The organism is Micromonospora sp. RTBAU3-60 (assembly GCF_054963695.1).
Genome location: NZ_JBUEGB010000022.1, coordinates 98,080 through 110,944, shown reverse-complemented (window position 1 = coordinate 110,944; position 12,865 = coordinate 98,080). Strand labels below are relative to the sequence as shown.

10 protein-coding genes are annotated in these 12,865 nt (G+C 71.4%); 1 reads left to right on the top strand and 9 read right to left on the bottom strand.

Going from position 1 to position 12,865, the window contains the following annotated elements:
- Window positions 1–85 precede the first annotated feature (85 nt).
- Window positions 86–1,213, bottom strand: coding sequence for an SPFH domain-containing protein (locus ACY34I_RS22040; RefSeq protein WP_462756966.1), 1,128 nt, complete (start codon window positions 1,211–1,213; stop codon window positions 86–88).
- A 242-nt stretch (window positions 1,214–1,455) separates the two neighbouring features.
- Window positions 1,456–1,662 carry a hypothetical protein gene (locus tag ACY34I_RS22035; protein WP_462756965.1) on the bottom strand — a complete coding sequence of 69 codons (207 nt, stop codon included), beginning with the start codon at window positions 1,660–1,662 and terminating at the stop codon, window positions 1,456–1,458.
- A 210-nt stretch (window positions 1,663–1,872) separates the two neighbouring features.
- On the opposite strand from ACY34I_RS22035, the gene ACY34I_RS22030 reads away from it, so the two are divergent.
- Window positions 1,873–3,039, top strand: coding sequence for an AAA family ATPase (locus ACY34I_RS22030; protein WP_462756964.1), 1,167 nt, complete (start codon window positions 1,873–1,875; stop codon window positions 3,037–3,039).
- Between the two features lie 123 nt (window positions 3,040–3,162).
- Here the strand turns inward: ACY34I_RS22030 and ACY34I_RS22025 are convergent, their stop codons facing one another.
- From ACY34I_RS22025 to ACY34I_RS21995, 7 genes are read right to left on the bottom strand one after another with little or no spacing between them, the layout of a single operon-like run.
- Entirely contained in the window at window positions 3,163–5,922 is a 2,760-nt protein-coding gene (locus ACY34I_RS22025) for a CBM96 family carbohydrate-binding protein (RefSeq protein WP_462756963.1), read from the bottom strand.
- Window positions 5,923–5,945: 23 nt separating this feature from the next.
- A complete protein-coding gene (locus ACY34I_RS22020; RefSeq protein ID WP_462756962.1) occupies window positions 5,946–7,343 on the bottom strand; it encodes a CBM96 family carbohydrate-binding protein in 1,398 nt (465 codons plus the stop codon).
- 11 nt (window positions 7,344–7,354) lie between these two features.
- Complete coding sequence (locus ACY34I_RS22015) at window positions 7,355–8,413, bottom strand: dihydrodipicolinate synthase family protein (protein ID WP_462756961.1); 1,059 nt, start codon at window positions 8,411–8,413, stop codon at window positions 7,355–7,357.
- Entirely contained in the window at window positions 8,413–9,456 is a 1,044-nt protein-coding gene (locus ACY34I_RS22010) for an NAD-dependent epimerase/dehydratase family protein (RefSeq protein WP_462756960.1), read from the bottom strand. The genes ACY34I_RS22015 and ACY34I_RS22010 overlap by 1 nt, the downstream gene beginning before the upstream one ends.
- A complete protein-coding gene (locus tag ACY34I_RS22005) occupies window positions 9,437–10,981 on the bottom strand; it encodes a beta-N-acetylhexosaminidase (RefSeq protein WP_462756959.1) in 1,545 nt (514 codons plus the stop codon). Before ACY34I_RS22005 ends, ACY34I_RS22010 begins: the two co-directional genes overlap by 20 nt.
- Window positions 10,978–11,796, bottom strand: coding sequence for a sugar phosphate isomerase/epimerase family protein (locus tag ACY34I_RS22000; protein WP_462756958.1), 819 nt, complete (start codon window positions 11,794–11,796; stop codon window positions 10,978–10,980). The genes ACY34I_RS22005 and ACY34I_RS22000 overlap by 4 nt, the downstream gene beginning before the upstream one ends.
- Window positions 11,793–12,821, bottom strand: coding sequence for a Gfo/Idh/MocA family protein (locus ACY34I_RS21995; RefSeq protein WP_462756957.1), 1,029 nt, complete (start codon window positions 12,819–12,821; stop codon window positions 11,793–11,795). Before ACY34I_RS21995 ends, ACY34I_RS22000 begins: the two co-directional genes overlap by 4 nt.
- Window positions 12,822–12,865: the final 44 nt, after the last annotated feature.

Here is a 12,865-nt window from a genome sequence, read left to right as displayed (position 1 = left end):
ACCGACAAATCCGACAATCATGCCAACAGATGGATCTGAGTAGTTTGGCCATTCCCCAACGGAGTCCTTCAGGGCCGGGAGGATGTCAATGGGGCGGGAGCGGCGGTGGGACGCTGGCCAGCACCGACGCGAGCTCCGGCACCTGCCCGGCCGGCTGCCACTGCGTCATGCCGGCGCGCCAGACCAGCGTGTCCGGGCCCAGCGTGCCCGCACCCACCTGCTCGGCCAGGCCACCGACGTCGTACGGGCCCTGCCGCTGCCCGGCGACGCCGACGTACCACTGGGTCTGGTTCGGCAGCGGCGGCGGCTCGGTGCCGCCCGGCTGCGCGGCAGCCGGCGCTGGCGGCGTCCCGGCGCCACCCGACATGGACCTGGCCACCTGCTGGCCCGCGGCCATGCCCATGCCCAGCCCGATGCCGGCGCCTGCGCCGCCGCCCGGGTTCTTCGCCGCGTCCTCCAGCGCGGTGGCCGCCTGGTAGCGGGTGAAGCGGTCCAGGTCCCCGACCGCGCCCATGCCGGTCCGCTTGTCCAGCGCCCGCTCCACCTCCGGTGGCACGGAGACGTTCTCGATGACGAACTTGGGGATCGCGATGCCGACCTCGGCCAGCTCCTCGGTCAGCACGGCGGCCAGCCGCCGGCCGATCGCGTCCTGGTGCGCCGCGAGGTCCAGCAGCGGCACTCCCGCCGTGGCCAGCGCGCCGCCGAGCCGCCCCACGATGAGCTGGCGCAGGTATTCCTGCACCTCCTCGGTGCGGAACTGGGGATCCGTGCCGACCAGCTCCCGCAGGAGCTGCTGCGCGTCCACCACGCGGGCCGCGTAGGCGCCGAACGCCCGCAGCCGGACCACGCCGAACTCGGCGTCCCGCACGATCACCGGGTTCTGGGTGCCCCACTTCAGGTCGGTGAACTGCCGGGTGTTGACGAAGTACACCTCGGCCTTGAACGGCGAGTTGAACCCGTACTTCCAGCCCTTGAGGGTGGACAGGATGGGCAGATTTCGGGTTTCCAGCGTGTACGTGCCGGGGCCGAACGCGTCGGCGATCTGCCCCTCGTTGACGAACACCGCCGTCTGGGACTCGCGGACGACCAGCTTGGCGCCCATCTTGATCTCGTTCTGGTATCGGGGGAAGCGCCAGACGATCGTGTCCCGGCTGTCGTCCAGCCACTCCACGATGTCGACGAACTCGCCCCGGAGCTTGTCCATCAGCCCCACCGCGTCCCCTCCCCCTCAGTGCCGAGGTCATCGGCGTCGCGGCGACGGTAACAACTGCTCGCCACCCGCAGTCTCCGCGCCAATGCCGGCGCTGCACCAGGGTGAGCTGTTCTTTTTGTCTGCCGGGCGCCCCGGGAGTCGGCTTTCTGACCGAGCTGACCCAACCGGAGTCAGGGCCGGTCTCGCCGCACAGCTGCCTCACCGGCCGCCCGGCTGAGCCTCGCTGCCGCCCGGCGTCGCCACTACGAACGCAACCCCCGCCCGATCAGCGCCGCGGACACCAGGCCCGGCCCGCAGTGCACCAGCAGGACACCGGCCAGACTCGGGCCACCCCAGTCGAGCCGGTAGCTGGCAGGATCGGTCATGTCGATCACGAACGGCTCGGCGGCCGCACGAGCGATCAGATAGAGCCCGAGCAGGATCCCGAAACCCACGAGAATTTTCTTCACGCGCCGAACGGTAGGAGGAGGGTCCCGGGATTCGCGTCACTCCTCGGTATCAACTCCGGCCTCGTACCACGGTATGCCTGTTGGGCGTCTGGGTTCGCGGCTTCGACGGCTGACTTCCCGCCTTGGCTTCAGTTTCAGGAAACGACTCGACGGGCCGGACCGTGGACGCAAGGATCTTTGGCCATGGTGTGGGACACGGTCCACCCGAAGGTGGCGACCGGCGAGGTGGTTCCTGTCCTGTGGCTGTGTGGCCCTCCCGGTGTCGGCAAGACCGCGGTCGGCTGGGAGATCTACACGGAGTTGATCCGGTCTGGTGTCCGGACCGGCTACGTCGATGTGGATCAACTCGGGATGTGCTATCCGGAGCCAGCCGGCGATCCCGGCCGGCACCGGATGAAGGCGCGCAATCTGAATGCTGTCATCGCCGGGTACCGGGCGGCCGGAGCCCGGTGCGTGGTGGTCTCGGGCGTTGTCGACGCCCGCGGAGGCGTACACCGCGATGAGCTGACGCAGGTGGCGTTGACGGTCTGCCGGTTGCGCGCCGACGAGGAGCAACTGGCGCAGCGGTTCGTCGGTCGGCAAGGGCACGACGGCGGTCTGGCGCAGGTGTTGCGGGAGGCGATAGAGCTGGATGCCGGCGCTGTCGCCGAGGTCTGCGTGGACACCAGTGGGCTCACGGTGGCCGACGTGGCGCGGCAGGTGCGTGGCCGCCTCAACGGTTGGCCCGTGCTGAGCGACCCGCAACGGTCGTTGTCCGCCGCCGACCCCGTCGACGGCCACGCGGTCGGGGACGGCGCGAGAGCCGGCGTGGACCGTGGTGGGCGCGTGCTGTGGCTGTGTGGCGCCACCGGTGTCGGCAAGTCCACCATCGGTTTCCAGGTCTACCTGAAGGTTCTCGGCGCCGGGCTGACGGCGGCCTACATCGATCTGGACCAGATCGGCTTCTGCGGTCCTGTGCCCGCCGGTCATCGCCTCAAGGCCCGCAACCTGGCGGCGCTGTGGGGTACCTACCGGGACGCCGGGGCTCAGGCGTTGGTCATGGTCGGCCCGGCAGAGGACGAAGCCACCCTGGGTGGGTACGGCGACGCGCTGCCCGCATCGGCGGTGACCGTGTGTCGCCTGCACGCCGGACGTGACACGCTGACCAGCCGGATCATGCTTCGCGGCCAAGGTCGTGGCAGCTGGCCGCAGCCGGGCGACCCACTGGTCGGCAAGCCGGCCGCGCACCTGCTGAGCGTCGCCGACCAGGCGGCGCACGAGGCGGAGGCGCTGGAACGAGCCGCGATCGGCCATCGAATCGACACCGACGGGCGCACGATCGCGGAACTCACCGACATGGTGGTTGCCCGAACCGGGTGGCTGGGCCAGCTGCCGTAGCCGATGCCATCGCTGCTGGGCCGCCCGGGCGCTGCGGATGCCTCCGCCGCGCTGACGGTGCTCAGCTCGCGGCAAGGTTCTGGCGCCCGTCGATGGGAGGGACGGGCGCCAGAACCGCCGGTGTCAGTAGATGATCAGGTACGGCTGTTGGTCGCTTTCCCGGCTGTCCACGGCGAGTGGTCGCCCGGCAGTCGTGTCGTCGGAGAGTCGCAGCGTCAGGGCTCCGTCGGCCAGGTTGGCGTTGACCGCGCCGGTGACGTCGACCGAATACCAGCCGGGGCGCTCCACCCGGACGGTCCCGAGCACGCTTGCGCCCGCGCTGGACGGTCGGCTGTTCCAGCTCACACCGCCCTCCGACCATGAGTCGTCGGCCAGTGCCCGCACCGTCACCGGTACGGCGCCACTGCCCGGCGCCACCGAGCTGACGTGGAAGTACAGCCGGGCGGAGACAGTCGCGGTGCCCGGATAGCCGCCGAGTCCGGCCTTCAGATACGCCATCCGGTCGCCGTCCGGGCTCTGCGCGTCGGGGAGGTCAGCGACCTCCAGTTCGCTCGCGGATCCGTTGGTGGTGTCCGCGTACGCGCCGGCGCGTACGAAGGTGTCGCCGGTCACCGGCGTCGTGGTCTGCCACCTGGTCTCCACGTTCCGGGCCCGGTCGTGAGCGGATGCCCAGTAGTAACCCGGGGCGGTGATCCGCAGCGGCTGGAAGCCCACCTCGCCGGCCTGGGAGCCGATCGCCTCCGAAACGCCGGACGCCTGGCCGTCCGAGTTCGCGTTCATCGTCAGGTACCGGCCCGCCATCCTGGTGAACCGGCCATGTACCGCTGCCGCGACCGGCTTCCCGGTGACCAGGTCGGTCACCCGGATCCGCACGGTCGCCGGACCACCCGCGGCGGTCACCGTCAGCTCGGAGACGATCAGCGGCCGCAGGTCGGTGCCGGCGGTGGTGGCGGAGACAGCCGGCGAGGCCGGCCCGACGTTGCCGCGTACGTCCACGGCGGCGACCCGGTAGTGGTAGGTGGTGTCCGGCAGCAGTCCGGAGTCGGTGAAGCTGAGGCCGCGCGACTGCCCGGCGAGGTTCTCCGGGCCGGGTGTGAAGCCCGGGTCGGTGGAGCGGTAGATGTTGTACTGCTCCACCTCGGTGTCGTCGAAGGCCCGGCCGTAGGCGAGGTCGATGCTCTGGTGGTCGAAGGTGTTCGCCGTCGGCGGCGAGCCGACCGCCGTGGGCGGGCCGGTGTCGGCCGGCATCGGCGCGTACTCGGCGTTGGGTCCCCACACCGACGGCAGCCAGCGGATGGAGTCGTAGTGGTGCATCGCGATGCCGCCGAATGCCGGGCTGCCGGCGAAGGCGTCGTACACCTTGCGCAGCTCGCGCTCGGCGACGGCGCGTCCCTCCTCGCGGAAGGTGATGGTCTCCGGGTCGCCGCTCCAGGCGATGTCGAGCGTCTCCACCCCGATCACCACCGAGTTCGGCTTGCCGATCGCCTCGGCGTACGCGATCTCGGACTGCGCCTGGGCGATGATGCCGACCGAGCCCTCCGCGGTGTCCCGGTAGTCCATGATCGAGATGTAGTCGGTCAGGTCCTGGATGTGTTCGCTGAGCGGTTTGGTGGCGCCCTTCCAGGTGATGTCGGTGCAGCACGTGTTGACGTCCAGCCAGCGCGGGATCGCCGGGCCGAACGCCAGCGACGAACCCGCCGCGTTCCTGCGCTGGATCATCTGCTCCAGGACCTCGAGCCACTGCAGTTGCAGGGCCGGCTTTTCGGCTGCGAACCCGGGATAGATGTAGGGTTCGATGTCCACGTTGACCCCGTCGAACCGTTCCCCCGGCCGGGAGGCGAGGTTGTAGTTGAGGATCTTCTCCATTTCCCGGACCGCGCGGGGGTGGTAGCGCTTCAGCCCGCCGAGGAACGGTGGTTGGGTGCCGCCGGCGATTGTGGCGTAGACCGTGAAGCCCTGCGCGTGGGCCCAGCTCAGGAAGTCCCGCACCTCGGCGCGCTTGTCGTAGAGCATGTCCAGGTCGCCGTAGCGGTCCACGCCGACGTAGAGCGTGGTGATCGGCCGCGAGCCGAAGGTGTCGGTGTCGCGCGCCGTGGTCGCGAGCAGCCGGCGGGATCCGGGGTTCAGGATCAGGCCGTATGACGCCCGCTCCCAGATCCACATCGCCCGGTCCTGCGGGCCGACCCGTACCGGCTCGGCAGCGCCCGCGCCGGCCGTGACGTAGATGGTCGGGCTGTATCCGGTGTTGCCGTTTGCGTCGACCGCTCTGGCCTCGATGCTCGCCATGGCGTCGCCGAGTTCGCGGGGATCCCACAGATAGGTGTAGGTGTCCTTCGCCCCGAGCGCCCGCAGCCAGGCGCCGCCGTTGACGCGCACCGACACCTCGCGTACGTCGTTACGCGCGGCGACCGAGACGCGGATCGGCGTCGGCTGCCGCACCGTGCCGCCGTCGTCGGGGCTGGTCACCGCCACGACCGGGACGTTGGCGGCGGGGTTGTCCACCCGCAGCGTGACGAACGGGGACCAGACACCGTAGCGGGTGTCGGTTCGCTTGGCGCGCACCGCGACCTCGATCTCACCGTCCACGCCGGTGGTGTTCAGGTCGTAGTACCAGGTGCCGGTGTCGTCGCCGTCCGGGTCGACGGTGTGCACCGGCGGGGTGGTGCGTCCGTCGAGCACGATGCTCAGTTCGTACGCGTCGGTGTAGCTGCCGGACAGGCGGACGGTCCCGGCCGGCACCGCGTCGCCGCTGGTGTGCGAGTCGATGGTGACCGAGGGCGCGGCGGCGGAGGCGGGCTGCCCGGGCGGCAGCAGCAGAGCGGCCAGCACGGCGGCGGACAGCGCCAGCGCGGATGGCCACGACCTGCGTCGGATCAGGGACACGGGGGTGCTCCTCTCAGGGGGGTTCAGGAGATGAGGAGGTACGGCTCGGTGCCCGCGCCGTACTCGCGGGAATCGATGACCAGCAGCCGGTCGGCGACCGAGTCGTCACCGAGTCGGAAGCTGATCTGACCGTCGTTGAGATTGCTGTTCACGGCACTGGTGACGTCGATCGCGTACCACCCGGGTGCCGTCACCTGCAGCGTGCCCAGCAGGGTGGCTCCCGCGGTGGGCCGGTTGTTCCACGTGATCGTCGACTCCGACCAACTGTCGTCGGTGAGCACGCGGACGCCGATCGGGACCGGACCGGCCCCCGGAGCGACCGAACTGACGTGCAGATGGAGCCAGGCGGAACTGGCCGGCACGCCGGGTAGGCCGGCCTTCAGGTAGGTCAACCGATCCACGTTGGGGTCGGCGGCGTTGGGGGCGTCCTTGACCTCCAGCGCGGTGGCCGGCCCGAAGTTCGTGTCGGCGTACGTGCCGCTGCGCACGTGTGCATCCGCGGCGACCACGGTCCGCGGCACCAGGGTGTCCCTGCGCGGGATGCCCCCCGCCCGGAACCCGGCGACCGCGGACTGCACCTCGGTGGTGGTGAGCGAGGAATCCCGGGCGTGGTAGACCCAGTCGACGTCGAGGACGTACCTGCGGGACGTCGACGAGGAGACCAGGCCACCGTTGGCGAACCACACGGCGTACTTCAGGAACATGAACGCCTCGGGGGCGTAGTCACCGCCGTGACTGGCGACCAGCACGCCGTCGATGTAGTACCGCACCTCGCCGCCGGTCACGTCGAGTTTGAGCAGGTGCCATCCGTCGTGGCTTCGGGACAGGACGGTTTCGAGCGCCCGGGGATCCCACGGGCTGTCCTGATACGTCTCCCAGGTCACCATCTGCAACGCGGTGCCGGCCGACCCGAGGCCCCCGTTGGGGACGTATTCGTAGTCGAGTTCGCTGTAGTTCGGATCCAGTGGGTGGTTGAGCTGCGAGATGGTGTAGAAGGTCTGGACCACCTGATCGCCGTCCGGCCCGCTCTCCGGTGCGTCGGTAAACCGGATCCGGGTCGCGTACGTGCCCTCGAAGAACCGCTGCCCCTGGGCAACCGACGCCTGGGTGGTCGTCTGGCCGGTGCCCTGGCTGGTGGCGGCGAGCCGCATCACCCGGTCGGCGCCGGAGCCCACCATGGAGACGTTGTCGGCGCTCCACGTGGCACCCGACACCCCGGGCCCGCCACCGCCGGTGCGCGCGGTCCACCCGAACCCGGCGAACGCCGGATCCGCGGGACCGGTGTAGCTGAAGTCGTCGAAGAACTCCTGCGGCACCGCGGCGGTGCGCGTCTGCGCCGGGTGCGCCCCGGACGGTGGCACCGCCGGCGGGACCGAGGCCACCGCCAGTACGGCGGCCAGGAGGGCGTGGGGGAGGATCATGGCTGCTCCTGCTATGTGTCGAGCCAGCGGTCCAGGTGCGCGGCGACGAACGCGTCGTCCTGCAGGTCGGGGTACGCCCCGATCACTCGGTCGAGTTCCGCCGCCTGCCCCGGGGAGAGCCGCTCCTGCTCGTCGAGCAGCCGGACGTTGTCCAGCAGGCCCTGGCGCCGCAGCACCTCATGGATGCCGGCGACGCAGCCGGCGAAGCCGTTGGCGACGTCGAAGACGGCGGCGTTGGCGTCGGTCAACCTCGCGGCCGTCGTGAGCAGTTCCTCGTCGAGCTGTCCGGTCCGCGCCGCCTCGCGGGCCCGCTCGAACAGCTCCACCGCGCGGCGGGTCCACACGGCGTACTGGCCGAGCAACCCACCCACGATCCGCTTGCTGACCTGGCCGCCGTTCACCGGGAAGCGGTACGTGGTGAGCAGGTCGACGATGATGTTGTCGTCGTTGCCGGTGTAGAGCGCGATCTCCGCCGCTCGTGAGGACTCGCAGACCGCCCGGACCACGTCGAGGGTGCGGTACCGGTCGAATGGCGCGATCTTGATCGCCGCCAGGCAGGGCAGTTCGGCGAGTCGAGCCCAGAAGTCGTATCCGAGCGTCCGGCCGCCGACCGCGGGCTGGAGGTAGAAGCCGAAGACCGGGAGCACCTCGCCGACTGCCGCGATGTGTGCGATGAGTTCGTCGTCCGTCAGCTCCACCAACCCGCGCAGGATCACCATGGCGAGGTGGTAGCCGAGGTCGGCGGCGAGCTTCGCCTCGGCGACCGCCTGGTCGGTGGTGCCGGAGACTCCGGCGACCAGCACCACCGGCCGGTCGCGCGGCGCCTCCCGCACGGTGTCCGCGGCGATCCGTAGCACCGGTTCGAGAAGGCCGGCCTCCCGGATCGCGAACTGGGTGGTGTGCACCCCGACCGCCAGGCCGCCCGCCCCGGCCTCCAGGTAGTACCGGCTCAGCGCGCGCTGTCGGCGCTCGTCGAGCCGCCCGGTGGCGTCGAGCGCGAGCGGGTGGGCCGGGATCACGACGCCCTCGCGCAGCGCCGAGCCGACGTCCACCGGTAGTGCTGCCGACATTAGAAACGCCCCTCTCGCTCCTGGAAGTGGGTGTCCTTGCCGTGGGTTTCGCCGCCGCCGAGCACCCATTCGGCGGTCCACTCGATCAGCGTGCGCAGCGGAACGCTGGGGTAGCCGAACAGCTCGTTCGCCCGCGCGGCGTTGGAGAGCAACGCGGTGGGTTCCGCTGCCCCGGTGAATGCCGGGGGCACCCCGAACAGCTCGCCGAAACGCTGCGCGATCCAGCGCACGGACGCGGTCTCGGGGCCGGCCAGGTTGAGCACCAACGGCGGCGCCGTGCAGTGCTCGAAGAGCCGGAGAGTGGCGGCGTTGACGTCGCCCTGCCAGATCACGTTGACGTTGCCCATCCGCAGGTCGACGGGCTCGCCCCGATACACGGCACGCGCGATCTCCAACAGCACTCCGTACCGGAGTTCGACCGCGTAGTTCAGCCGTACGATCGCCATCCGGGTGCCATACCGGTGTGAGAAGTGCTCGAACACCCGCTCCCGGCCCAGACACGACTGTGCGTACTCGCCGACGGGGCCCGGTGGCGTCGCCTCGTCGGCGCCGCCGCTCACCACCGGCATCAGGGGATAGACGTTGCCGGTGGAGAAGGCGACGATCCGCGAGTCACGGAACCGCTCGGCGACCCGCCCGGGAAGGTAGGTGTTGAGTGCCCAGGTCTGGTGCTCGGCGCCGTCGGTGCCGAACTTCCGGCCGGCCAGGTAGACGATGTTCGCCACGTCGGGCAGGCCGGCGAGCGCCGCGTCGTCGAGCAGGTCGGCGCGCAGCAGCTCCACGCCCCCGCCGCGCAACCGCTCGACCAGCTCGGGCCCGGGATTGCGGGCCACCCCGATGACCCGGGCCGGCCGGCCTGCCCGGTCCAGGGCGCGCCGCGCCATCAGGGCCAGCTCGGGTCCCAGCTTTCCGGCGACGCCGAGGAGCATCAGGTCGCCGTCCACCCGCGCCAGGCTCTCCACCACCTCCTGGCTGGGCGTCGCGAGGGCCTCCCCGAGGGCGGCCAGGCTGCGCGGCGGGGCGTCACCCGCGTAAGTGGGCATCGGTCGGTGCCTCCTTGAGGGATGGCGGTTGCTCGGTGCGGGGCGATGGGATGGCGCCGAGTGGCCGGTACCTCACGCCCGCCGCGGCGAGGCGGGGCAGGTGCGCCGTGAGCCGGTCGCGGAAGCTGGCGAAGGAGTGCCGGGGCGCGGTCGACCACACGGTCTCGCTGAACGCGCAGAGCCGGGGAAACGCCATGCGCTCCACGTCCTCCGGCCGCGGCATGTACTCGGTCCACAGTTGGCACTGGGCGCCGAGCGCACCGGCGGGTCGGTCGGCGTCGAACTCGTACACCCGCTCCAGCGGCGTGTGCCCGCCGATCGCGAGCGGTTCGGTGTCCTGGTCCGGGCTCTGGTAGTAGTCGAGGTAGAGGTGCTCGTGGGAGGCGAGCACCACGTCGTGGCCGTCCTGGTGTGCCGCCGTTGCCGCGCCGTCGCCCCGCCACGGCATCGCGATCGCGTTCGGCACCCGCAGCGCGGTGTCGGTGTCGTACCAGAAGACGGGGCGGCGGCCGCGGGCGGTGACGAAGCTGGCGAGCTGCCCCACGTACCAGCCGAGCAGGGCCCGCTCGTCGGGCAGTCCCAGCTCCGCCAGACGGGCCATGGCGGCCGGGTTGGCCCGCCACTGCCCGGTGGGGCACTCGTCGCCGCCGAGGTGCAGGTAGTTCCCGGGGAACAGGGCCATCACGTCGTCGAGCACGTCGCGGTAGAACCCGAGCGTCGTCTCGGAGATGTCGAGCACGTGCTCGCTGATCCCCCAGTCGGTCCAGACGTCGAGCTGGCGGCGGGTGTTGCCGAGCTGCGGGTATGCCGCTATCGCCGCCTGCGAGTGGCCGGGGCCCTCGATCTCGGGGACGACGGTGACGAACCGCGTCGCGGCGTACGTCACGATTTCCCGGATGTCCTGCTGCGTGTAGTAGCCGCCGTGCCGTACCCCGTCGTAGCGGCGGGGGGTCTGCCGGGCGTGTCCGACCAGGGTCGCGGCTCGCCACGCCCCGATCTCGGTCAGCCGCGGGTAGCGCGGGATCTCCAGCCGCCAGCCCTGGTCGTCGGTGAGGTGCAGGTGCAGCACGTTGAGCTTGTGCAGCGCCAGCATGTCGATGAAGCGCAGCACGAACTCCTTGGGCATGAAGTGCCGCGCCACGTCGAGCATCGCGCCGCGCCAGCCGAACCGGGGGGCGTCGGTGACCTCGAGGTACGGGAGGCTGACGGTCCGGCCGGACGCGCCGTCCGGCACCAGCTGGCGCAGCGTCTGGGCGCCGTAGAACACCCCGGCAGGTGCCCCTCCGGTGATCTCCACCCCACGTTCGTCGATGGTGAGCCGGTAGCCCTCCGGGGGCAGGCGGTCGTCGACGGCCAGGCGTACCGGGGCGTCGGACACCACGGCGCGGGTGAACCCGGGCAGTTCCGCGAGCCAGTCGGCGACCCCCTCGGCCTCCGGCCCGGCGGCGACCGGCACCGGTCCGGCGACGCGCAGCGTACCGGGGTGCTTGCGGATCGCCGCGGGATACGGGATCAACGAGGTCATTGCGCCGCCTGGTGCGCCGCGAGCACCGCCCGGAACGCGCCGAGCGCCTCGTCCAGCGGCGGCGCCTCCGGGAACCAGGCCCGTTCCCACTCCAGGGACAGCCAGGCCCGGTAGTCGAGCCGGTCGAGCTCGGTGAGGATCTGGCCCAGCGGGACCGTGCCGTGCCCCGGCAGCACCGGGGCCAGGTCGTCGGTCGCGCGGACGTCCTTGAGCTGTACGTGCCGCAGCCACGGCGCCAGCGCGTCGGCCGCCTCTCGGGCGCTCTCCCCCACCCGCCACGGGTTCACCGCGTCCCACAGGGCGGCCACCGCGGGCGAACCGACCTCGGCCAGCACCGCCGCGACGGCGCGCGCCGAGCAGAACACGTCGTGGGTCTCCAGCAGGACGGTCACCGGCCCACCCTCGATCCTCCGGGCCACTTCGCCGAGCCGCCGCACCGCCGCCGGATGCGGGTCGGCCTGGCCGTCCCGGCCGCCGAAGACCCGCACGTAGCGGGCGCCGAGTTGCTCGGCGATCTCGACGTGGTGGAGCAGGTCGGTGACCGGATCTCCGTCCGGTGCCGCGATGCGCACGTAGGAGGCGACGCAGATCGGCTCGACGCCCGCGTCCGCGAACCGCTTCCCGATCTCCCGCAGCGTCGCGGCCGGGGTGTCGGGCGCGACCGGCTCACCCTCGGCGCAGCGAAGCTCCACCCCGTGGCAGCCGGTACGCCGGGCCAGCTCCAGCACCGATTCCACCGGCTCTGCGGCACAGCCGAGGGTGCTGAACGCGAGCCGGCCCGCCGCCCATGCCGGTACGGTGTCGACGCCGCTCATGCCGCCGCCTCCACGGTGAACCGCGGGATCCGTACGGGGTCGACGCGTTGGGCCGACTCGTACAGCGCGAGCGCGGTGGCCACGACCGACTGCCCGTATGCCGCGTCGACCGCCGGCGCCCGGCCGTCGCGGCAGCTCGCGACGAAGTCCGCCAACTGCTCCCGGAACGCCACCACGATGTCGTCCTGCTCGGGCGCGACCACCTGCACCGCGTCCTCCCCCCGGTACGTCCACAGGCCGTCGCTCCGAGACAGCCGCAGCGCGCCGTGCTCGCACACGACCTCGGTCTCGTCCCGGAACGGCAGGCCGGTGCCGGTGACCGAGAGCACGACCCGTACCCCGTTGGCCAGCTCCAGCAGGCCGACCGACTCGGTTTCGACCTCGGCGCCCGGCCGGTTCCAGACGTACCCGTGCACGCTGGTGGCGGGTGCGTCGCCGAGCCACTGGGCTTTGTCGATGCTGTGGGTGCCGACGTTCATCAGGATGCCGCCGCCGGCGAGCACCGGGTCGAAGAACCAGTCCGGCCGGGATCCGCGTTCGTACCGCGCGGTACGCCGCTCGGTGATCACCACTGGCTGGCCGAGGCTTCCCGACCGCAGGATCCGCCACGCCTCGCGTACGGTCGGCAGGAAGTGCAGCACGTGCCCCACGGCGAGCCGTACGCCGTGGGTGGCGCAGGCGTCGATCATCCGCTGGCCGTCTTCGAGGGTGGTGGCCATCGGCTTCTCCACCAGGACGTGCAGCCCGGCTGCGGCGGCGTCCACGGTGATCGGTGCGTGCAGCGAGTGCGGCGCGGTGACCAGCACCCCGTCGAGGCCGCCGGCGGCGAACATCGCGGTGTGGTCGGCGTACGCGCGGGCCCCGAACCCGGCCGCGAGTTGCTCGGCGGCCGGCAGCCGCACGTCGCAGACCGCGGCGACCTCGACCTCGGGCAGGCCGGCGGCCGCGTCGAGGTGCAGCGCGGCGACGCTGCCCGCGCCGACCACCCCAACGCGGAATGGTCGGTTCCCCCATGTTTCGGTCACTGCACGTTCCTTTCGATCAGGACGGGTGTTGTCGGTAGGACGAG

Bases quoted from the DNA above. Each gene is read 5' to 3' on its own strand.
- ACY34I_RS22020 (WP_462756962.1), bottom strand. From the start codon at position 7,343: ATGATCCTCCCCCACGCCCTCCTGGCCGCCGTACTGGCGGTGGCCTCG.
- ACY34I_RS22015 (WP_462756961.1), bottom strand. From the start codon at position 8,413: ATGTCGGCAGCACTACCGGTGGACGTCGGCTCGGCGCTGCGCGAGGGC.
- ACY34I_RS22010 (WP_462756960.1), bottom strand. From the start codon at position 9,456: ATGCCCACTTACGCGGGTGACGCCCCGCCGCGCAGCCTGGCCGCCCTC.
- ACY34I_RS22005 (WP_462756959.1), bottom strand. From the start codon at position 10,981: ATGACCTCGTTGATCCCGTATCCCGCGGCGATCCGCAAGCACCCCGGT.
- ACY34I_RS22000 (WP_462756958.1), bottom strand. From the start codon at position 11,796: ATGAGCGGCGTCGACACCGTACCGGCATGGGCGGCGGGCCGGCTCGCG.